The organism is Citrobacter sp. Ct235, assembly GCF_030332305.1.
GTDB lineage: Bacteria > Pseudomonadota > Gammaproteobacteria > Enterobacterales > Enterobacteriaceae > Citrobacter_A > Citrobacter_A telavivensis.
The window spans coordinates 24,222-44,782 of the sequence record NZ_JAOWIC010000041.1; the positions used below are offsets into that span (position 1 = coordinate 24,222).

21 protein-coding genes are annotated in these 20,561 nt (G+C 54.4%); 9 read left to right on the top strand and 12 right to left on the bottom strand.

Translation table 11 applies throughout. From position 1 onward, the window contains the following. Positions 1-102 precede the first annotated feature (102 nt). The 9 genes from nirB (at position 103) to OGY35_RS07000 (ending at position 10,445) form a co-directional block, all read left to right on the top strand. Entirely contained in the window at positions 103-2,646 is a 2,544-nt protein-coding gene (gene nirB, locus OGY35_RS06960) for an NADPH-nitrite reductase large subunit (protein WP_286631792.1), read from the top strand. Further along, positions 2,643-2,972 carry a nitrite reductase small subunit NirD gene (nirD, locus tag OGY35_RS06965; protein ID WP_152400245.1) on the top strand — a complete coding sequence of 110 codons (330 nt, stop codon included), beginning with the start codon at positions 2,643-2,645 and terminating at the stop codon, positions 2,970-2,972. The genes nirB and nirD overlap by 4 nt, the downstream gene beginning before the upstream one ends. Before the next feature lie 174 nt (positions 2,973-3,146). Continuing rightward, a complete protein-coding gene (gene nirC / locus OGY35_RS06970; protein WP_152400247.1) occupies positions 3,147-3,956 on the top strand; it encodes a nitrite transporter NirC in 810 nt (269 codons plus the stop codon). Positions 3,957-3,967: 11 nt separating this feature from the next. After that, positions 3,968-5,332, top strand: coding sequence for a siroheme synthase CysG (gene cysG, locus OGY35_RS06975; protein ID WP_286631795.1), 1,365 nt, complete (start codon positions 3,968-3,970; stop codon positions 5,330-5,332). A 240-nt stretch (positions 5,333-5,572) separates the two neighbouring features. After that, positions 5,573-6,910, top strand: coding sequence for a fructoselysine/psicoselysine transporter FrlA (frlA, locus tag OGY35_RS06980; protein ID WP_286631796.1), 1,338 nt, complete (start codon positions 5,573-5,575; stop codon positions 6,908-6,910). Between the two features lie 21 nt (positions 6,911-6,931). Continuing rightward, a complete protein-coding gene (frlB, locus tag OGY35_RS06985) occupies positions 6,932-7,954 on the top strand; it encodes a fructoselysine 6-phosphate deglycase (RefSeq protein WP_286631797.1) in 1,023 nt (340 codons plus the stop codon). 49 nt (positions 7,955-8,003) lie between these two features. After that, positions 8,004-8,831: a fructoselysine 3-epimerase gene (gene frlC, locus OGY35_RS06990; RefSeq protein ID WP_178827783.1), complete on the top strand. Its 828-nt coding sequence runs from the start codon at positions 8,004-8,006 to the stop codon at positions 8,829-8,831. Continuing rightward, the gene (gene frlD, locus OGY35_RS06995; RefSeq protein ID WP_286631798.1) at positions 8,831-9,616 is read left to right on the top strand and encodes a fructoselysine 6-kinase; all 786 of its coding nucleotides are present in this window, start codon (positions 8,831-8,833) and stop codon (positions 9,614-9,616) included. Before frlC ends, frlD begins: the two co-directional genes overlap by 1 nt. Positions 9,617-9,713: 97 nt before the next feature. Next, positions 9,714-10,445 carry a GntR family transcriptional regulator gene (locus OGY35_RS07000; RefSeq protein ID WP_178827778.1) on the top strand — a complete coding sequence of 244 codons (732 nt, stop codon included), beginning with the start codon at positions 9,714-9,716 and terminating at the stop codon, positions 10,443-10,445. A 49-nt stretch (positions 10,446-10,494) separates the two neighbouring features. Here OGY35_RS07000 and trpS read toward each other — a convergent pair whose 3' ends face one another. The 12 genes from trpS to OGY35_RS07060 all read right to left on the bottom strand — a co-directional run bounded on the left by trpS (position 10,495) and on the right by OGY35_RS07060 (position 20,486). After that, positions 10,495-11,499, bottom strand: coding sequence for a tryptophan--tRNA ligase (trpS, locus tag OGY35_RS07005; RefSeq protein ID WP_042322857.1), 1,005 nt, complete (start codon positions 11,497-11,499; stop codon positions 10,495-10,497). Then, entirely contained in the window at positions 11,492-12,250 is a 759-nt protein-coding gene (gene gph, locus OGY35_RS07010; protein WP_152400251.1) for a phosphoglycolate phosphatase, read from the bottom strand. The genes trpS and gph overlap by 8 nt, the downstream gene beginning before the upstream one ends. Beyond that, on the bottom strand, positions 12,243-12,920 hold the full coding sequence (gene rpe / locus OGY35_RS07015; RefSeq protein WP_152400253.1) for a ribulose-phosphate 3-epimerase: 678 nt from the start codon (positions 12,918-12,920) through the stop codon (positions 12,243-12,245). Before rpe ends, gph begins: the two co-directional genes overlap by 8 nt. A gap of 17 nt (positions 12,921-12,937) precedes the next feature. Further along, on the bottom strand, positions 12,938-13,774 hold the full coding sequence (gene dam, locus OGY35_RS07020; protein WP_152400255.1) for an adenine-specific DNA-methyltransferase: 837 nt from the start codon (positions 13,772-13,774) through the stop codon (positions 12,938-12,940). Positions 13,775-13,840: 66 nt separating this feature from the next. Further along, positions 13,841-15,109, bottom strand: coding sequence for a cell division protein DamX (gene damX, locus OGY35_RS07025; protein ID WP_286631800.1), 1,269 nt, complete (start codon positions 15,107-15,109; stop codon positions 13,841-13,843). 97 nt (positions 15,110-15,206) lie between these two features. Then, positions 15,207-16,295 (bottom strand): 3-dehydroquinate synthase, encoded by a 1,089-nt coding sequence (aroB, locus tag OGY35_RS07030; RefSeq protein WP_042998412.1) that lies wholly within the window; start codon positions 16,293-16,295, stop codon positions 15,207-15,209. Positions 16,296-16,353: 58 nt separating this feature from the next. Then, positions 16,354-16,875, bottom strand: coding sequence for a shikimate kinase AroK (gene aroK, locus OGY35_RS07035; protein ID WP_042322869.1), 522 nt, complete (start codon positions 16,873-16,875; stop codon positions 16,354-16,356). 306 nt (positions 16,876-17,181) lie between these two features. Next, the gene (gene hofQ / locus OGY35_RS07040; RefSeq protein ID WP_286631803.1) at positions 17,182-18,420 is read right to left on the bottom strand and encodes a DNA uptake porin HofQ; all 1,239 of its coding nucleotides are present in this window, start codon (positions 18,418-18,420) and stop codon (positions 17,182-17,184) included. Further along, a complete protein-coding gene (locus OGY35_RS07045; protein WP_286631804.1) occupies positions 18,332-18,736 on the bottom strand; it encodes a HofP DNA utilization family protein in 405 nt (134 codons plus the stop codon). The genes hofQ and OGY35_RS07045 overlap by 89 nt, the downstream gene beginning before the upstream one ends. Further along, complete coding sequence (locus OGY35_RS07050; RefSeq protein ID WP_286631806.1) at positions 18,726-19,184, bottom strand: HofO family protein; 459 nt, start codon at positions 19,182-19,184, stop codon at positions 18,726-18,728. Before OGY35_RS07050 ends, OGY35_RS07045 begins: the two co-directional genes overlap by 11 nt. Next, a complete protein-coding gene (locus OGY35_RS07055; RefSeq protein WP_286631808.1) occupies positions 19,168-19,707 on the bottom strand; it encodes a PilN domain-containing protein in 540 nt (179 codons plus the stop codon). The genes OGY35_RS07050 and OGY35_RS07055 overlap by 17 nt, the downstream gene beginning before the upstream one ends. Continuing rightward, a complete protein-coding gene (locus OGY35_RS07060) occupies positions 19,707-20,486 on the bottom strand; it encodes a DNA utilization protein HofM (protein ID WP_286631809.1) in 780 nt (259 codons plus the stop codon). The genes OGY35_RS07055 and OGY35_RS07060 overlap by 1 nt, the downstream gene beginning before the upstream one ends. Positions 20,487-20,561 lie beyond the last annotated feature (75 nt).

Here is a 20,561-nt window from a genome sequence, read left to right on the forward strand (position 1 = left end):
ATACCCCTTAAGGAGTATATAAAGGTGAATTTGATTTGCATCAATAAGTGGGGTTGCTGAATCGTTAAGGTAAGCAGTAATAGAAAAGAAATCGAGGCAAAAATGAGCAAAGTCAGACTCGCTATTATCGGTAATGGTATGGTCGGCCATCGCTTTATTGAGGACCTTCTTGATAAATCCGATGCCAGCCTGTTCGATATTACTGTTTTCTGCGAAGAACCCCGCAAGGCATACGACCGTGTGCACCTTTCATCCTACTTCTCACATCACACCGCCGAAGAACTGTCTCTGGTCCGCGAAGGATTTTACGAGAAGCACGGCGTTAACGTGCTGGTCGGCGAACGCGCCATTACCATCAATCGCCAGGAAAAGGTTATTCACTCCAGCGCAGGTCGTACGGTTTACTACGACAAGCTCGTCATGGCGACCGGTTCCTATCCGTGGATCCCGCCGATTAAAGGTTCCGAAACCCAGGACTGCTTTGTTTATCGCACCATTGAAGACCTCAACGCGATTGAATCCTGTGCCCGTCGAAGCCGTCGCGGTGCAGTCGTCGGCGGTGGTCTGTTAGGTCTGGAAGCGGCAGGCGCGCTGAAAAACCTCGGTGTGGAAACGCACGTGATTGAATTCGCCCCGATGTTGATGGCTGAACAGCTTGACCATATGGGCGGCGAACAGCTGCGTCGCAAGATTGAAAGCATGGGCGTGCGTGTGCACACCAGCAAAAACACCCAGGAGATCGTTCAGGAAGGCACCGAAGCGCGTAAAACCATGCGTTTTGCCGACGGTAGCGAGCTGGAAGTGGATTTCATCGTCTTCTCCACCGGCATTCGCCCACGCGACAAGCTGGCGACGCAGTGTGGTCTTGAGGTCGCACCACGCGGCGGGATCGTGATCAACGATGCCTGCCAGACGTCCGACCCGGATATCTACGCTATCGGTGAATGTGCCAGCTGGAATAACCGGGTGTACGGTCTGGTCGCACCGGGCTACAAAATGGCGCAGGTCGCCGTTGACCATATCCTCGAAAACGAAAACGCCTTCGAAGGCGCGGATCTGAGCGCTAAGCTGAAACTGCTGGGCGTTGATGTCGGCGGTATTGGCGACGCGCATGGCCGCACGCCGGGTGCCCGTAGCTACGTTTACCTCGACGAAAGCAAAGAGGTCTACAAACGCCTTATCGTAAGCTCTGATAACAAAACGCTGCTTGGCGCTGTACTGGTAGGGGATACCAGCGATTACGGCAACCTACTGCAACTGGTGCTGAACGCCATCGAACTGCCGGAAAACCCGGACTCGCTGATCCTGCCCGCCCATGCCGGCAGCGGTAAACCGTCCATCGGCGTGGATAAACTACCGGACAGCGCGCAGATTTGCTCCTGTTTCGACGTCACCAAGGGCATGCTGGTCGCCGCCATCAACAAAGGTTGCCACACCGTTGCCGCGCTGAAGGCCGAAACCAAAGCCGGTACCGGCTGCGGCGGCTGTATCCCGCTGGTCACCCAGGTGCTGAACGCCGAACTGGCGAAACAGGGTATTGAAGTGAATAACAACCTGTGTGAGCACTTTGCGTACTCACGTCAGGAACTGTTCCATCTGATTCGCGTGGAAGGCATCAAAACCTTCGAGGAACTGCTGGCGAAACACGGTAAAGGTTACGGCTGCGAAGTGTGTAAACCGACCGTGGGTTCTCTGCTGGCCTCCTGCTGGAATGAGTACATCCTGAAACCGCAGCACACGCCGCTACAGGATACCAACGACAACTTCCTGGCAAATATCCAGAAAGACGGGACCTACTCCGTCATCCCACGCTCTGCCGGTGGTGAAATCACCCCGGAAGGCCTGGTCGCCGTGGGTCGTATCGCCCGTGAATTTAACCTGTACACCAAAATCACCGGTTCTCAACGTATCGGCCTGTTCGGCGCGCAGAAAGACGATCTGCCGGAAATCTGGCGTCAACTGATTGAAGCGGGTTTTGAAACCGGTCATGCCTATGCCAAAGCGCTGCGAATGGCAAAAACCTGCGTGGGCAGCACCTGGTGCCGTTACGGCGTAGGCGACAGCGTGGGCTTCGGCGTTGAGCTGGAAAACCGCTACAAAGGTATTCGTACCCCACACAAAATGAAGTTCGGCGTCTCCGGCTGTACCCGTGAATGTGCGGAAGCGCAGGGGAAAGACGTGGGGATTATCGCGACCGAAAAAGGCTGGAACCTGTACGTCTGCGGTAACGGCGGGATGAAACCTCGTCATGCCGATCTGTTGGCGGCGGATATCGACAGTGAAACCCTGCTCAACTATCTCGACCGTTTCATGATGTTCTACATCCGTACGGCGGACAAACTGACCCGTACCGCGCCGTGGTTAGACAATCTGGAAGGTGGTATCGAGTATCTGAGATCCGTCATCATCGACGACAAGCTGGGTCTGAACGCCCATCTGGAAGAAGAGATGGCCCGTCTGCGCGAAGCCGTGGTCTGTGAGTGGACGGAAACCGTCAACACGCCGTCTGCCCAGACGCGTTTCAGACACTTCATCAACAGTGATAAACGCGATCCGAACGTCCAGGTGGTACCTGAACGTGAACAGCATCGTCCGGCCACACCGTACGAACGCATTCCGGTTACTCTGGTGGAGGAAAACGCATGAGCCAGTGGACAAACATATGCCACATTGATGACATCCTGCCAGCAACCGGCGTCTGCGCGTTGTTAGGTGAGGAACAGGTCGCCATCTTTCGTCCATATCACAGCGACCAGGTGTTTGCGATCAGCAACATCGACCCGTTCTTTGAGTCCAGCGTACTGTCCCGTGGGCTGATTGCGGAACATCAGGGTGAATTGTGGGTCGCCAGCCCGTTGAAAAAACAGCGCTTCCGCCTGAGCGACGGCCTGTGCATGGAGGATGAAAGTCATTCCGTGGCGTGCTACGAGGCGCGGGTGAAAGACGGCATTGTGCAGTTGCGCAGCGAATGAATTATAGGGAGGCGCAACGCCTCCCTTTTTTGACGTAATGGGTAGACCTTTTTTTCACAGGACTGATAAGCGTAGCGCCATCCGGCAAATTGCAAAAGCGCATTGCCGGATGGCGGCATAAATGCCTTATCCGGCCTACGGTTACGTTTTTATTTTTTCATTTCAAGGATAATCATGTTCACAGATACGATTAACAAATGTGCGGCTAACGCTGCGCGCATCGCACGCCTGTCGGCAAATAATCCGCTCGGCTTTTGGGTCAGCTCAGCGATGGCTGGAGCTTACGTTGGCCTGGGTATCATCCTGATTTTCACCCTTGGAAATTTACTCGACCCGTCCGTGCGTCCGCTGGTGATGGGCGCAACTTTTGGGATCGCCTTAACGCTGGTGATTATTGCCGGTTCCGAACTGTTTACCGGTCACACGATGTTCCTGACGCTTGGCGTCAAAGCGGGCACCATCAGCCAGGGGCAAATGTGGGCAATTTTGCCGCAGACCTGGTTGGGTAACCTGGTCGGCTCCGTGTTCGTCGCGCTGCTGTACAGTTGGGGCGGCGGCAGCCTGCTGCCGGTCGATACCAGCATCGTACATTCGGTCGCGCTGGCGAAAACCACGGCACCGGCAACCGTACTTTTCTTCAAAGGCGCGCTGTGTAACTGGCTGGTTTGTCTGGCAATCTGGATGGCAATCCGTACTGAAGGCGCCGCGAAATTTATCGCTATCTGGTGGTGTCTGCTGGCGTTTATCGCGTCCGGCTATGAACACTCGGTTGCCAACATGACGCTGTTTGCCCTCTCCTGGTTCGGTCACCACAGCGAAGCCTATACCCTGGCAGGGATTGGTCATAATCTGTTGTGGGTAACACTCGGCAATACTTTGTCCGGTGTCGTGTTCATGGGATTAGGTTATTGGTATGCTACGCCGAAATCGGAGCGACCTGCTCCGGCAAAAATCAACCAAACTGAGGCTGCTGCCAATAATTAAGGGGTAATGTCGTGGATCATTTGCCTATATTTTGTCAACTACGTGACCGTGACTGTCTTATTGTCGGCGGTGGTGATGTCGCAGAACGCAAAGCACGGTTACTGCTGGAAGCGGGCGCTCGTTTAACGGTTAATGCGCTGACATTTATTCCGCAGTTCACCGTATGGGCAAATGAAAACATGTTAACGCTGGTGGAAGGGCCGTTTGATGAAACCCTTCTCGACCCGTGCTGGCTGGCGATTGCCGCGACCGATGATGACGCAGTGAATCAGCGCGTCAGCGATGCCGCACAATCCCGTCGCATCTTCTGTAACGTCGTGGATGCACCAAAGGCTGCCAGTTTCATCATGCCATCGATTATCGACCGCTCGCCGCTGATGGTAGCGGTCTCCTCCGGCGGCACCTCACCGGTGTTGGCCCGTCTGCTGCGTGAAAAGCTGGAATCCGTATTACCTCAACATTTGGGCCAGGTCGCGCAGTTCGCCGGGCAACTTCGTTCCCGGGTGAAAAAACAGTTTGCCACGATGGGCGAACGTCGCCGCTTCTGGGAAAAGCTGTTTGTTAACGACAGACTGGCGCAGTCGCTGGCGAATGCCGACCACAAAGCGGTGGAAGAAACCACTGAGCAGATGCTCCGCGAGCCGTTGGATCATCGCGGTGAAGTCGTGCTGGTGGGCGCAGGTCCTGGTGATGCCGGTCTTCTGACGCTGAAAGGACTGCAGCAGATCCAGCAGGCCGATGTGGTGGTCTATGACCGCCTGGTTTCTGACGATATCATGAACCTTGTGCGTCGCGACGCCGACCGCGTATTTGTGGGTAAACGCGCGGGCTATCACTGTGTTCCGCAGGAAGAAATTAACCAAATTCTGCTGCGGGAAGCACAACAGGGCAAACGCGTCGTTCGTCTGAAAGGCGGTGATCCCTTTATCTTTGGTCGTGGTGGTGAAGAGCTGGAAACGCTGTGTCACGCTGGTATTCCATTCTCCGTGGTACCGGGGATTACGGCAGCTTCCGGCTGTTCCGCCTACTCCGGTATTCCGCTGACCCACCGGGACTACGCCCAGAGCGTTCGTCTGGTTACCGGACACCTGAAAACCGGCGGCGAACTGGACTGGGAAAACCTGGCGGCAGAGAAACAGACGCTGGTGTTCTACATGGGGCTGAATCAGGCCGCCACTATCCAGCAAAAACTGATCGAATTTGGTATGCAGGCCGATATGCCGGTTGCACTGGTTGAGAACGGCACCTCGGTGAAACAACGGGTCGTGAACGGCGAACTGTCGCAACTGGGTGAACTGGCAACGAAGGTGGCAAGTCCGGCGCTGATCATTGTTGGCCGGGTGGTCGGGCTGCGAGATAAGCTGAATTGGTTCTGACGTTAAGCGTTAAAAAAGGATCGCTCTGGCGGTCCTTTTTTTATCTATAAATACAATTAGTTAATCTAAAACCCTTCACTCACGCCACATACGATGGCTATTTTGTGATCTTTCTCTACAATACAATTCATCATATGTTGTTATATTGGTTATGAGTCATCATATAGCGAAACTTCATTTGCTGTAGATGCTCGCAGGCGACCCTTTTTGACCCTACAACATTCTAATAAAGGTATTGATATGGAAAGCCAGGAACTTCAACGCAAGCTAGGCTTCTGGGCCGTGCTCGCTATTGCCGTTGGGACAACCGTCGGCTCCGGTATTTTCGTTTCAGTAGGTGAAGTAGCAAAAGCGGCAGGCACGCCATGGTTGACCGTGCTCGCCTTTGTTATCGGCGGTTTGATTGTTATCCCACAAATGTGCGTCTATGCGGAGTTATCGACCGCGTACCCGGAAAACGGCGCAGATTATGTTTATCTTAAAAACGCGGGAAGCCGCCCTCTGGCATTCCTTTCCGGCTGGGCAAGCTTCTGGGCAAATGATGCCCCTTCACTCTCGATCATGGCGCTTGCGGTCGTTAGCAACCTCGGGTTCCTGATGCCGATTGATCCACTGATGGGCAAGTTTATCGCGTCGGCGCTGATCGTCATGTTCATGCTGCTGCACCTACGCTCCGTTGAAGGCGGTGCCGCATTCCAGACGTTGATTACCATCGCCAAGATCATTCCGTTCACCATCGTTATTGGTCTGGGGATCTTCTGGTTTAAAGCCGACAATTTCTCAGCCCCCACCACAACGGTGGTCAGCGCTACGGGCGGGTTTATGGCGCTTCTTGCCGGCATTTCCGCTACCAGTTGGTCATACACTGGCATGGCCTCTATTTGCTATATGACCGGCGAGATTAAAAACCCAGGCAAAACGATGCCGCGCGCACTGATTGGCTCATGCTTACTTGTTCTGGTGCTCTACAGCCTGTTGGCGCTGGTGATTTCTGGCCTGATGCCGTTCGATAAACTCGCCGCCTCAGGAACCCCCATCTCTGATGCGCTGACGTGGATCCCGGCGCTGGGCAGTACCGCCGGTATTTTCGTGGCGATCACCGCGATGATCGTGATCCTCGGTTCGCTCTCAAGCTGTGTGATGTATCAACCGCGCCTTGAGTATGCGATGGCAAAAGATAAGCTTTTTTTCAAATGTTTCGGTCATGTTCATCCGAAGTACAACACCCCGGATGTCTCTATCGTGCTGCAAGCTGCGCTGGGGATCTTCTTCATCTTTGTCTCCGATTTGACCAGCCTGCTGGGCTACTTCACCCTGGTGATGTGCTTCAAAAACACGCTCACTTTTAGCTCGATCATCTGGTGCCGTAAACGGGAAGACTACAAGCCCCTGTGGCGTACTCCGGCATTCGGTCTGATGACCTTTCTTGCCATCGCGTCGAGCCTGATCCTGGTTGCATCCACCTTTGTCTGGGCCCCGATTCCAGGGCTTATCTGCGCCGTTATTGTTATTGCTACTGGCCTGCCCGCTTATGCCTTCTGGGAAAGGCGCAACCGCCAGTTGGCGACCTTGTCGTAATATTATCTGGAGATTATTGAAATGTTGGATATTGATAAAAGCACTGTGGACTTCCTGGTCACCGAAAATATGGTTCAGGAGGTGGAAAAGGTCCTGTCTCAGGATGTCCCGCGTGTTCATGCCATTGTGGGCGAAATGGTGAGTCGCCATATTGATCGCATTTACTTTGTGGCCTGCGGCTCACCGCTGAATGCCGCACAAACCGCGAAACACCTGGCGGATCGTTTTTCCGATCTTCAGGTGTACGCCCTCTCCGGCTGGGAATTTTGTGATAACACACCTTACCGTCTCGACGATCGTTGCGCCGTTATCGGCGTCTCCGACTACGGTAAAACCGACGAAGTCATTAAAGCGCTGGAGCTGGGCCGCGCCTGCGGTGCGCTCACTGTAGCGTTCACGAAACGCCCGGACAGCCCAATCACGGCGGCCGCCGAGTTTGTCGTCGATTATCAGGCCGACTGCATCTGGGAAATACATCTCCTGCTGTGCTACAGCGTGGTGCTGGAGATGATTACCCGTCTTTCTCCTGTACCAGAGATCGGCAAAATTAAAAACGATCTGCGCAAATTACCTGAAGCACTAGGCTATCTGGTGCGTAACTGGGAAGAAAAAGGGCGCCAGTTGGGTGAACAAGCCAGCCAGTGGCCAATGATTTACACCGTTTCAGCGGGTCCTCTGCGCCCGCTGGGCTACAAAGAAGGCATCGTCACGCTGATGGAGTTTACCTGGACGCATGGTTCAGTTATCGAAAGCGGCGAATTTCGTCACGGCCCGCTGGAGATTGTCGAACCCGGTATCCCCTTCCTGTTCCTGCTGGGTAGCGACGAAAGCCGTCACACTACCGAGCGGGCAATCAGCTTTGTGAAGCAGCGTACCGATAACGTCATCGTGATTGATTACGCCGATATCGCTCAAGGCTTACACCCGTGGCTCGCACCGTTCCTGATGTTCGTACCAATGGAATGGCTCTGCTACTACCTCTCTATTTACAAAGATCACAACCCGGATGAACGCCGTTACTACGGCGGCATCGTGGAATATTAATCCCTCAACCTGGCCCGGCCAAAAGCCGGGTTTCCCAAGGAGCAATATGATGAAAACAGGTATGTTTACCTGCGGCCACCAGCGGTTGCCAGTTGAGCACGCATTTCGGGACGCACGCGAACTTGGTTACGACGGCATTGAACTGTGGGGGGGACGTCCGCATGCTTTTGCACCCGATCTAAAAGCAGGCGGCATCCGCCAAATCAAAGCGCTCGCCGAATCCTATCAAATGCCCATCATCGGCTATACGCCGGAAACCAACGGCTACCCGTATAACATGATGATAGGCGACGAGCGTATGCGTCGGGAAAGCCTGGATATGATAAAACTGGCGATGGACATGGCAAAAGAGATGAACGCGGGCTATACGCTTATCTCTGCGGCTCACGCGGGCTACCTCGCCACGCCGAACGACATCTGGGCGCGTCTTGCCGAAAATCTGAGTGAGCTTTGTGAGTACGCCGAAAACATCGGGATGGATTTAATTCTGGAGCCTCTCACCCCGTATGAATCGAACGTGGTTTGTAACGCCAACGATGTTCTACGAACGCTGGCGCTGGTTCCTTCACCGCGACTGTTCAGTATGATCGACATCTGCGCGCCTTATGTTCAGGCCGAACCGGTGATGAGCTATTTCGACAAACTGGGCAAGAAATTGCGTCATCTGCACATTGTCGACAGTGACGGGGCGAGCGATACCCACTACATTCCCGGCGATGGCAAGATGCCGCTGCGTGAGCTGATGCGCGATATCATCGACAGGGGTTATAACGGCTATTGCACCGTCGAGTTGGTGACCATGTACATGAACGAGCCACGGCTTTATGCACGTCAGGCGCTGGAGCGCTTTCGCGCGCTGTTACCGGAGGACGTATAATGAAAAAACTGGCGACCATTGGCGATAACTGTGTCGATATTTACCCACAGCTGAATAAGGCTTTCTCTGGCGGCAACGCGGTCAATGTCGCCGTTTACTCCACACGCTACGGTATGCAGCCCGGATGCATCACCTGGGTTGGCGAAGATGACTACGGTAATACGCTCAGGTGCGATCTGGCCCGCAAGGGAATCGATATCAGCCATGTACACACAAAGCCAGGCCTGACTGCGCAAACGCAGGTAACACTGAACGGGAACGATCGGGTGTTTGGCGACTACACCGAAGGGGTAATGGCCGACTTTGCGCTCAGTGAAGAGGATTATCGCTGGCTTGGCGATTACGACATTATCCACTCGGCTATCTGGGGGCATGCTGAAGACGCCTTTCCTCGCCTGTATGCAAACGGGAAGACAATGGCATTCGACTTTTCCGACAAGTGGGATAGTCCGCTATGGCAAACACTACCGCCATATCTCGACTTTGCTTTTGCTTCCGCCCAGGTTGAGGACGACGCACTTTGCCTGCGTATGAAAACGATTGTGGAGCAAGGCGCTGGTGCGGTGATCGTTACGCTTGGGGAAAACGGCAGTATCGCCTGGGATGGCAGGCAGTTCTGGCGTCAAACCCCGGAGCAGGTTACCGTCGTCGATACGATGGGCGCTGGCGACTCTTTTATCGCCGGTTTTCTCTGCGCCCGGGCGTCAGGCCAGTCATTACCTGACGCGATGAAGCAAGGTACAGCCAACGCGGCTCAAACAATCCAGTATCACGGTGCCTGGTAACCACGGTGTTGGCGTGAGTCACTTCACGCCAACACCCTGTTACTTACAAAGAAACGACTCTATAATCCGCCTATTACTCTCTTTTTCAGGGTCGATTATGTCAGCCACGGATCGCTACTCACATCAACTTCTCTACGCAACAGTACGCCAGCAACTGCTGGACAATATTGCGCAGGGAATCTATCAGCCGGGTCAACAGATACCCACGGAAAGCGAGCTCTGTACGCAATACAACGTCAGTCGCATCACTATCCGTAAGGCCATCAGCGATCTGGTCGCCGACGGCGTATTGATCCGCTGGCAGGGGAAAGGCACGTTTGTGCAGAGCCAGAAAGTCGAAAACGCCCTGCTCACCGTCAGTGGTTTTACTGATTTTGGCGTTTCACAAGGCAAACCGACCAAAGAGAAAGTTATCGAACAGGAGCGGATTAACGCCTCACCATTTTGTGAGAAGCTCAATATTCCAGGTAATAGCGATGTCTTCCATCTGAGCCGCGTTATGTATCTCGATAAAGAACCGCTCTTTATCGATAGCTCCTGGATCCCGCTCTCTCGTTACCCTGATTTTGATACGCTTTATACGGAAGGGGCTTCTACTTATCAATTATTTCAGGAGCGTTTCGATACGCGAGTGCTGAATGATAAAAAAACAATCGATATCTTTGCCGCCACCCGAGCCCAGGCGAAATGGCTCAGGTGTGAACTGGGCGAACCGTTGTTTCGTATCAGTAAGATAGCCTTTGATCAAAATGACAAACCTGTTCATGCCTCTGAGCTTTTCTGCCGTGCCAATCGCGTGACGCTGACGATTGATAATCAGCGTCATTAATACGCAATAAAAAAGAGGACCGTAGCCCTCTTTTTGTTTCTACCATTTCTTACGGCTTAGCGACAAAACCAATCGCTTCGTAGACCGCTTTCAGCGTAGCTGATGCGCGCGCGCTGGCTTTTTCCGCACCGTCTTTCATCACCTGCTGCAGGAAGGCTTCGTCGTTGCGGAAACGATGATAACGCTCCTGCAGCTCGGTCAGCATGCCGGAAACCGCATCGGCGACTTCACCTTTCAGATGACCGTACATTTTGCCTTCGAAGCTCTGTTCCAGCTCAGGAATGCTCTTGCCGGTCACGGCAGAGAGAATATCCAGCAGGTTAGACACGCCGGGTTTCTCTTTAACGTCATAACGCACAACCGGCGGCTCTTCCGAGTCAGTCATGGCTCGCTTAAGTTTTTTAACCACCGATTTCGGATCTTCCAGCAGGCCAATCACGTTGTTGCGGTTATCGTCCGACTTGGACATCTTTTTCGTCGGCTCCAGCAGAGACATCACGCGGGCACCTGACTTAGGAATAAACGGTTCAGGAACTTTGAAGATCTCACCATACAGCGCGTTGAAACGCTGGGCGATATCGCGGCTCAGTTCCAGATGCTGTTTCTGGTCTTCACCCACCGGCACCAGGTTGGTCTGATACAGCAGGATATCTGCCGCCATCAGTACCGGATAGTCAAACAGACCGGCGTTGATGTTCTCAGCGTAACGCGCTGACTTATCTTTGAACTGGGTCATACGGCTCAGTTCGCCAAAGTAGGTGTAGCAGTTCAGCGCCCAGCTCAGTTGCGCATGTTCAGGCACGTGGGACTGAACGAAAATGGTGCTTTTTTCAGGATCGATACCGCACGCAAGATAGAGCGCCAGCGTATCCAGCGTCGCTTTACGCAGTTGCTGGGCATCCTGACGAACGGTGATGGCATGCTGGTCAACGATGCAATAGATGCAATGGTAGTCATCCTGCATGTTCACCCACTGACGCAGTGCACCCATGTAGTTGCCAATGGTCAATTCACCTGAGGGCTGTGCGCCACTAAAAACGATGGGCTTAGTCATTTTTCGATTCCTGATTTTCGCTATGCGGAAGCCCGAGAGCGGGCAGTAATTCACTAATGCGGTCGTACATGATGTCTGGCTGGCTCAGCGCGATCGGTTCGCCGTAGTTGTAGCCGTAGGTGAGGCCTACGGACGGGCAGCCAGCGGCTTTTGCCGCCTGAATATCATTACGCGAATCCCCAACGAAGAGCAATTGCTCTGGCGCAATGCCGAGCTTACTTGCCACCAACAGCAGTGGATCCGGATGAGGTTTTTTGTTCTGGACGTCGTCACCGCCGATGACCACGCTGAAATATTTGCCAATATCCAGCGCATCGAGCAATGGCGCAACAAACGGTGTCGGCTTGTTAGTCACCAGACCGAGCGGCAGCCCTTTGGCGTGCAGCGCGCCCAGCGTATCGGCGACATCAGGGAACAGGAACGTCCCCTCTTCAGCAACATCCCCGTAGTAGCGGTCAAACAGCTTACGCAGAATACGGACCTGCTCCTCGGCGGGAATATCATCATCGACCGGCGGTTTGCCCATCGTCTTACGCAATGTCGCGCGTTCCTGACGAGACCAGGTTAACGCACGCTCCATCAATACATCAGCACCGTTACCAATCCAGGTAATGACGCGCTCTTCACCGGCAACCGGCAGCTCAAGCGCATACAGCGCCATGTCCACTGCGGCGCTCAATCCCGGCGCGCTATCCACCAACGTACCGTCGAGGTCGAAGGCGACGCCCCGAATATCCTGCAATTTATCCATGACTTACCTTTGCCAGTTCGCTGCGCATGTCATCAATGACTTTTTTGTAGTCTGGCTGATCGAAGACAGCGGAACCGGCGACAAACATGTCAGCCCCGGCTGCGGCGATTTCACCGATGTTGCTCGCTTTCACGCCGCCATCCACTTCGAGGCGAATGTCGTAACCCGACGCGTCAATGCGACGACGGACTTCGCGCAGTTTGTCCAGCGTTTGCGCAATGAAAGACTGACCGCCAAAGCCCGGGTTGACGGACATCAGCAGGATCACATCCAGCTTGTCCATCACGTAGTCCAGATAGCTCAACGGCGTCGCCGGATTAAAAACCAGCCCGGCTTTACAGCCGTGCTCTTTAATCAGTTGCAGCGAGCGGTCAACGTGTTCGGAGGCTTCCGGGTGAAAGGTGATGATGCTGGCGCCTGCGGCGGCGAAATCCGGGATGATTCGGTCGACCGGTTTCACCATCAGATGCACATCGATGGGCGCCGTAATACCGTATTTACGCAGGGATTTCAGGACCATCGGCCCCATGGTCAGATTCGGTACATAGTGGTTGTCCATGACGTCAAAATGCACGACGTCGCCACCGGCAGCCAGTGCTTTCGCGGTGTCCTCACCCAGGCGAGCAAAATCAGCCGACAGGATTGAGGGGGCAATCAAATACTGTTTCATCCGCTTCTCCTTGAGAATTATTTATTCGCGGGTGAAACGACTCCTGGTTTGTACAGAGCCAGCAGTTCGTCCACCTTTTTACGTGTGCCGCCGTTGCTGCTTATACTGCGCCGCACTTTGACCTGAAAATGTTCCGCCGCTTTGTACCATTCGCGCGTATCCGGGGTGTCATGGTTCGAAATTAACACTGGGATCCGCTTACTGACCAGCTTTTCGGCCATCTTCGCCAGATGGGCCTGCTCTTTCGGGCTGAAGCTGTTGGTATGATACGCGGTGAAATTCGCCGTCGCTGACAGCGGGGCGTAGGGCGGATCGCAATAGACAACCGAGTTTGAATCCGCACGATCCATACACTCATCATATGAGAGGCAATGGAACTCCGCATTCTGCGCTTTTTCCGCAAAGTGATACAACTCAGCTTCCGGGAAGTAAGGCTTTTTGTAACGTCCAAACGGCACGTTAAATTCGCCACGCAGATTATACCGGCACAGACCGTTGTATCCATATCGGTTCAAATACAGGAACAAGACCGCACGACGGAAAAGATCCTGACTGGCGTTGAACTCTTCACGGAACTGGTAGTAAACCTCAGCCTGATTGGTCTCTGGGCTAAACAGCTCACGGGAAGCCTGCACGTACTCGTCGGTACGGGTCTTCACGATCTTATAGAGACTGATGAGATCGCTGTTGATGTCGGCAAGAATATAACGAGAAAAGTCGGTGTTAAGAAACACCGACCCTGCACCCACAAAGGGTTCGACCAGGCATTCACCCTGAGGTAAATGCCGTTTGATGTCATCAAGCAGGGGGTATTTCCCCCCTGCCCACTTCAGAAAAGCGCGATTTTTTTTCATGCTGACTAACTAATTACACCTTCTCCGGCTGTGGAGAAAGCTCCGACAGCATCCTGCGCTTTAACATTATTTCAGATCGGCCTGTACCTGATGCAACGGTTTGGCCCACGGATTTTTTGCCTGCACATCGGCTGGCAGCGTGGAAACCGCGCGTTTGGCATCTTCTTTCGAGGCGTACACGCCAGACACCAGAACATACCACGGTTGACCGTTACGCGTCGTCTGATACACCACATAGTTTTTCAGATTCTCTTTCTTCGCCCAACCGTTCAGGTTGTCGTAGTTAGAAGAGCTACTGAGCTGCAGGGTGTAATGGCTGGACGGTGCTGACTTCAGCGATCCGACGTTACCGGCGCTTTTGCCTCCCGCCGCGCTACTTGTTGCTACTGGCGCGGTCTGTACAGGCGCTGCCGTCTGTGCCGGTGCGGCGTTGGCCGTCGCTTTCGGTGCTGCGGTGGCAGCAGGCGCTACGGGTTCCGCTCGTTTAGGCTGGGTCGTCGGCTTCGGTTCCGCTGGCGTCGCTTTCGCGGTTGTCTGCGGTTTCTTCGGCTCAATCACAACCTGCTTACGTTCCTGACGCGTGGTGGCCGGGCGCTCGCTGCCAGGAGCCGCAGCCGTCTGGCTCGACGCATTACCATTACGCACTGGCGCAACGGTCGCCGGTTCAGTAGGCAGTGTGGAGTTCACCACCACATTATTCACCTGTTCCTGACCCTGCGGTTGCGTCAGCGCATTATTCAGATCGCCTTGCACTTCTACACGCTGCTGGCCTTCTGCGGTCGCAGGCGCTTGTCCCTGTGTCGGCGTGGAGGATATTGGCGGCAGAGAAACATCCTGCGGCGTGTTGCCCGCAGTCTGTTCAGCGGAGGTACTTCCCGGAGCCGGTTGGGCACCGTTTGCCTGGTCAGCGGCATTGCCGGAGAGATCGATACTCTTCTCGCCAGACGCCGTTTGTGCGTTTGAAGACGGGGTGGAAGGCGCTTTCAGCGCGGAGCCAATACCGATGATCAACAGCAGCAGAACCAGCACGCCCACGCCCATCATCATGTACTGACGGGAAGCAGGTTTACCGGCGGCTTTTTTACGCTTACGTGGACGACGCTCTACGCGCTCTTCATCCACGAACGCTTCATCATCGGAATCGTAATCTTCTTCCCTCTCTTGCTCATCAAGGCGTTCTTTACGCCCGCGTGCAGGACGGCGATCGTCAGCATCCAGATCAACATCATCAAAGTTGATCTGCGGTTCACCGCGTTCTGAAGATTGACGAGAACGACCAGTACGACGATCGCTGGGATCGGGTTTCAGCTCGTCTTCTGGTTTGAATTCATCCATTTAACACCCCACTCAAAGGCTAATGCTTACGACGTTGCAACTAACCTGAATCTAAATGGCCGATACGTGAGCCGTATCAGTCCGACCTTTCTTGTTGTTACGCCTGCTGGCAATCAGCAATAGCGTTAAGAACGACTTCGTGCGACACACCGCCGCGTACTTCACTTTTCCCTATTGCCAGCGGAAGGACTAAGCGCATTTCTCCCGCTAACACTTTTTTATCACGCAACATATGCGGCAGATAAGCCTGCGCGGACATCTCGCGTGGTCCGTGAACCGGCAAACCGGCACGTTTGAGTAACGTGATGATGCGCTGCGTATCTTCTGGCGCAAACTGCCCCAGACGTTCCGACGTGCGCGCAGCCATTACCATACCTGCTGCGACCGCCTCACCATGTAACCAATTGCCATAACCCATTTCAGCTTCAATGGCATGACCGTATGTATGCCCAAGATTCAGTAAAGCACGTAAGCCGGTTTCGCGCTCGTCTGCGGCGACAACTTCGGCTTTCAGCTCACAACAACGACGAATACACCAGGCCATTGCCGGTCCGTCCAGACGCAATAGCGCATCCAGATTCTCTTCCAGCCAGCTAAAGAATTCGCCATCAAGAATAATGCCGTACTTGATCACTTCCGCCAGACCGGACGCCAGTTCGCGAGCAGGCAGCGTTTTCAGACAGTCGAGATCCACCACCACGGAGGCCGGCTGATAAAACGCGCCAATCATGTTTTTGCCGAGGGGATGGTTTACAGCGGTTTTACCGCCAACGGAGGAGTCGACCTGCGACAGAAGCGTCGTCGGGACCTGGATGAAGCGAACACCGCGCTGATAGCTGGCTGCGGCAAAACCGGTCAGGTCGCCAATGACACCGCCGCCAAGTGCGACCAGCGTCGTATCACGACCGTGTGGTTTTTGCAGTAAGGCGGTGAATACCGTATCCAGCACCGTCAGGCTCTTGTACTGCTCGCCGTCAGGCAGGATGACGCTATCAACGTTCACCCCCGCTTGTTCAAGTACGCTGCGAATCTTATCAAGATAAAGGGGAGCCAGGGTTTCGTTGGTGACCAACATAACCTGATCGCCCGATTTCAGCGGTAAGAATGAAGCTGGTTCGTTAAACAAACCAGCCGCGATGGTGATAGGGTAACTACGTTCCCCGAGAGTGACGGTAATCCTCTCCATGACGCGACATCCACCTTAATGACTTATACCCGCTTACCGAGTGTGTATTAAGCCAGAATCAGTTGCTTTCCAGCATATGAATAATCTGGTTTGCAACGACTTTGGCGCTCTGATCATCGGTACGAATGGTTACGTCGGCAATCTCTTCATACAGCGGATTGCGTTCGTCGGCCAACGCTTCCAGAACTTCACGAGGCGGCGCTTCAACCTGCAACAGCGGACGTTTTTTATCGCGCTGTGTACGCGCAAGTTGTTTTTCGATGGTCGTTTCGAGATAAACCACGACGCCACGTGCGGAAAGACGATTACGGGTTTCACGCGATTTTACAGAGCCACCGCCGGTAGCCAGCACAATACCCTGTTTTTCCGTCAATTCGTTGATGACTTTCTCTTCACGATCGCGGAAGCCGTCTTCACCTTCTACGTCGAAGACCCAGCCCACATCAGCTCCGGTTCGTTTCTCAATCTCTTGATCAGAATCGTAAAATTCCATATTGAGTTGTTGAGCTAACTGGCGCCCAATAGTGCTTTTTCCGGCACCCATAGGCCCAACCAGAAAGATATTGCGTTTCTCTGCCATTTTTTCGGTACTACTAAGACTATTCGTTAATGATAAACCCGCGTCGCAGACACTGAGCGCAGCAGGACATGAACTGAAACCTCATAAGATATTGCGAGAGTCAGACTGAAAATTATCTCAATACTCAAGCAGGTTTGGCAACTGAATAAATCATCAAACCAGATTGTAGGCAATCCGAGTCGGCATTGCCGGACGGCGATGAGAAGTACCGACTCTCAAATCGGTACTCCTTGTATGCTAAATAGCTGCGTACGTCAAATCCCTGAAACGAGTTAAGTGCAAAAACAACGGTGTTTCATGCATAAATCATTCTGTCGAGACCAATCTGGGCGTAATAAATACCACCAGCTCGCGACGTTCATTTTCTTTCCCGTCATGACGAAAGAGTTGTCCAAACCAGGGAATGTCACCCAGCAACGGAATACTGTCTTTACCGGTTTTATTCTTGTTTGAAAAAATGCCGCCCAGCGCCAGCGTCTCTCCGCTTTTCACCTCGACCTGCGTTTCAATTTCCTGCTTATCGATAGCCAGCACTTCACCGTCAGCCTGTTGCAGCACCTGCCCCGGCATATTCTGGCTGATGCGCAACTTCAGGCGGATCCGCCCCTTCGGTAAGACCGTAGGGGTGACTTCCATCCCGAGAACGGCCTCTTTAAATTCAACCGACGTTGCGCCGCTTTCGCCGCTGGAAACCTGATAGGGGATCTCACTCCCCTGTTTGATGCTGGCAGGCTGTAGATGGGAAGCCAGCAGACGCGGACTGGCGATAATATCGAGCTGCTGCTGTTGCTCCAGCGCGGACAGTTCCAGATCCAGCAGCCGACCATTAATACGACCAATATTAAATCCGATGCGAGTGGTAGCATTTGCGACAGAGAGATCGCTGGCTATCGTCGTCACTTGTCCCACGGCTCCAGTCTTCGTGGCTTCTGCCAGCGTCCATTTCACCCCCAGTTCACGCAGGCTTTTTTCATTAATGGTCACGATATGCGCCGCCAGCTCGACCTGTTCTATTGGCAGATCCATTTGCGCCACCCACTGTTCCACCAGTGCCAGCGTCGGCGGGTTGTCCCTGACCAGCAGTCGGTTGGTGCGCGTATCTACCGTGAGACTGCCTTTGGCACTCAGCAGTTTTCCTCCCGCTTTCGCCAGTTCAGTGGCATCGGCGTAATGCAGTGCAATGTGCCGATTCTCCAGCGGTAAACTCGCCTGGCGTCTCGCCATCTCCGCCTCCTGCCGCACCGCTTCTTCGCTCTGCCAGCTTTCAGAATGCACATGCAAAATCGGTCCTTCCTGACGTAACACCAGTCCGGCGCTCTTCACCACCGTCTGGAGCGCCAGTTTCCACGGGACGTCCGTCAGATGCAGCGACACCACGCCGCTGACATCCGGCGATACCACAAGATTTTTCCGTTCCTGTTCAGCCAGCGCCTGAAGTACCTGCGTGACGGGAACGTCATCCACCACCAGCGTCACGTTCTGAGTTTTTCCGGTCAGAACCGGCTGCAGGACGACGACCAACACCACCAGTATCCATTGCTTCATTAACCTCTCCTTGTCTTTGCCACTGCCACTGTGGCGGGTCACACTCTTTACCAGTACTCACGGTTAGCGTCAGAGCGGTGAGTTGCACGATTGTCCAGCCGTTATCCAGAACTTCATGGGGTTCGACACGCCGCCAGCGGTGCAGGCCGTCCTGCAGCAGGCCAATGTTGCGCTCACCCCGGCTCACCATCCCCTGATACCGCCATTGGGCCAGCTCTGCCCCATGACAACGATCGTCTGGTTGGCGGAACGGATCGCGCATGCCGGTCAGCATTAGCAATGAAAGGGCCACCAGCAGCCCGTCCCTACCCTTCATGAAAAGACTCCAGAGTGAGCGTCAGCACCCGTTCGTCGTTTTCTGCCTTCAGCGAGAATCCACTCACGGACATCCCTCGCGTCGCCAGATAACCAAATAATGACACCACCGCCTCCCACGGAGCCTTCACCGCAAGTTCCCCCCCTTGCGCCGACGGCTGCCAGTGCAGCAACTGCACATTCGGCACCTGAAGCGAGAGGGGTGAAAATGGCGACGTTTGCGATGTCGATGAAACCTGCGACTCTGTCAGTACGCCGGAGAGGTGGTACAACGTTGGCTTTATCTGGTGGTTCGCCGCCCGTTGCAGGTTAAGCGCATCATCGTCCCCCCTTCCCGGAAAGTGCAGAAAAAACATAGCGAGCGCACTTAGCACAGCCACCCAACTTGCCCAGCAGACAACGCGGATGCGAGGAGAAAAGGCACACCAGACGTCAAAGAGGACGATCATGCGCTTCTCTCCATTTCAGCCGGTACTGAAACTGCCAGTATCCCTGCGCATCACGCTGGGTGGCGCCGGTGTGGTTTATCTCAAACAACGGCGAGTCGCGCAGAGCGGTTTCCAGCGCGCTGAGCGCAGAAAAGGTCAGTGCTTTTCCGCTGAGCGTCAGCGTGCTTTGCTGGTAGTCCATGTTGGTCAGCCAGGCCTGCGCGGGTATGCTCAACGCAAGGTTTTCCAGCGCCGACTGCCAGCGACGGGTCTGCTCCCGCAATCTGTCTCGTTGAATGACCTGCTGTGCCTGACGTTGACGCGCCTCCAGTCGGGGTTTCACTGTCGCCAGAGCTGCTGCAAGCTGCTGCTCTGCCCGCAGTAAGACCACATTCACTCGCCCACTCATGCTGCGAACGGCGTATCCGCTCAGCATTAACGCCAGCACAATCGCTGCTGATGCACTGAACAGCCCACCCCACAAACGCAGACAGGCACTACGCCGCTGTTGTCGCCAGGGCAAAAAATTGACAGGGGATTGCATCAGCGCATTCCCCCTAACGCCAGCCCCAGCGCGACGGCGAAAGCATGACCTTCCACGGGCACGGGAGGTTGACGGATTGAAACCGCCTGCCAGGGGTCAAATCCCTCTTTTGCGCAGAGCGCCACCTCTTCGGGCTGGAGGGAAAGCGCAGCGGCCAGGTCGCAAATATGGGTTATTTCTGTCAGCGATTTTCGTCCCCAGGCGTCGCGCGTCGCCCACAACCACTGCGTGTCATCACGCCATGCCAGGCAGGACTGTTCCGGGGAAAGAAAAGGCAGCAGACGCTGCAATGCGCAAGCATCCGGCGTGATCGCGGTGACATTCACGCCGAGCGTTTTCGCCAGCGTCAACAAGCCTGAAATCTCTTTGTCCTGAGCGGCGGTGACCGTATAGGCCGGGACGAGCGCATCTTCACTATAATCAAATCGCAGTGCAGCCGATTCCATATCCAGTTCACGCGCCATCGACCCTGTCAGCCAGGCGGTTTGTTCGCGCTCGCGAAGTGACATTGACGGACGGGGAAAACGCTTTTGCCGCGTCCGATCTGCGGGAAAAGAGAGGTGAATATGATGGCGCTGCGGCAGTTCGCGACTCCACGGTTGTAACACCGCCACAAGCTGTTCGGCGTCGTGAAAATGTCCGTCGTTGATCGTCTGTTGCGCCAGCGGCAGACGCCACCAGCGCTGTAGATACCAGCCCGACGCGCCGCGAACGACGGCAACCGCCAGGGCTTCATGTGGCTGAATGTGCAGGCCGACTTGCCAGAATCTGAAAGCCATTGCTGATGATCTCCTTATCACCCGTCGCTCTCGCGGGTATATCAATGCGTCTGGCTTGCCTTTATACTACCGCGC

Excerpts from the sequence above, each read along its gene's own strand:
- nirB (WP_286631792.1), top strand. The coding sequence starts at position 103 with ATGAGCAAAGTCAGACTCGCTATTATCGGTAATGGTATGGTCGGCCAT.
- rpe (WP_152400253.1), bottom strand. The coding sequence starts at position 12,920 with ATGAAACAGTATTTGATTGCCCCCTCAATCCTGTCGGCTGATTTTGCT.
- nirC (WP_152400247.1), top strand. The coding sequence starts at position 3,147 with ATGTTCACAGATACGATTAACAAATGTGCGGCTAACGCTGCGCGCATC.
- dam (WP_152400255.1), bottom strand. The coding sequence starts at position 13,774 with ATGAAAAAAAATCGCGCTTTTCTGAAGTGGGCAGGGGGGAAATACCCC.
- frlB (WP_286631797.1), top strand. The coding sequence starts at position 6,932 with ATGTTGGATATTGATAAAAGCACTGTGGACTTCCTGGTCACCGAAAAT.
- frlA (WP_286631796.1), top strand. The coding sequence starts at position 5,573 with ATGGAAAGCCAGGAACTTCAACGCAAGCTAGGCTTCTGGGCCGTGCTC.
- frlD (WP_286631798.1), top strand. The coding sequence starts at position 8,831 with ATGAAAAAACTGGCGACCATTGGCGATAACTGTGTCGATATTTACCCA.
- OGY35_RS07000 (WP_178827778.1), top strand. The coding sequence starts at position 9,714 with ATGTCAGCCACGGATCGCTACTCACATCAACTTCTCTACGCAACAGTA.
- aroB (WP_042998412.1), bottom strand. The coding sequence starts at position 16,295 with ATGGAGAGGATTACCGTCACTCTCGGGGAACGTAGTTACCCTATCACC.
- OGY35_RS07060 (WP_286631809.1), bottom strand. The coding sequence starts at position 20,486 with ATGGCTTTCAGATTCTGGCAAGTCGGCCTGCACATTCAGCCACATGAA.
- gph (WP_152400251.1), bottom strand. The coding sequence starts at position 12,250 with ATGGATAAATTGCAGGATATTCGGGGCGTCGCCTTCGACCTCGACGGT.
- nirD (WP_152400245.1), top strand. The coding sequence starts at position 2,643 with ATGAGCCAGTGGACAAACATATGCCACATTGATGACATCCTGCCAGCA.
- hofQ (WP_286631803.1), bottom strand. The coding sequence starts at position 18,420 with ATGAAGCAATGGATACTGGTGGTGTTGGTCGTCGTCCTGCAGCCGGTT.
- damX (WP_286631800.1), bottom strand. The coding sequence starts at position 15,109 with ATGGATGAATTCAAACCAGAAGACGAGCTGAAACCCGATCCCAGCGAT.
- OGY35_RS07050 (WP_286631806.1), bottom strand. The coding sequence starts at position 19,184 with ATGATCGTCCTCTTTGACGTCTGGTGTGCCTTTTCTCCTCGCATCCGC.
- frlC (WP_178827783.1), top strand. The coding sequence starts at position 8,004 with ATGAAAACAGGTATGTTTACCTGCGGCCACCAGCGGTTGCCAGTTGAG.
- trpS (WP_042322857.1), bottom strand. The coding sequence starts at position 11,499 with ATGACTAAGCCCATCGTTTTTAGTGGCGCACAGCCCTCAGGTGAATTG.
- aroK (WP_042322869.1), bottom strand. The coding sequence starts at position 16,875 with ATGGCAGAGAAACGCAATATCTTTCTGGTTGGGCCTATGGGTGCCGGA.
- OGY35_RS07045 (WP_286631804.1), bottom strand. The coding sequence starts at position 18,736 with ATGAAGGGTAGGGACGGGCTGCTGGTGGCCCTTTCATTGCTAATGCTG.
- OGY35_RS07055 (WP_286631808.1), bottom strand. The coding sequence starts at position 19,707 with ATGCAATCCCCTGTCAATTTTTTGCCCTGGCGACAACAGCGGCGTAGT.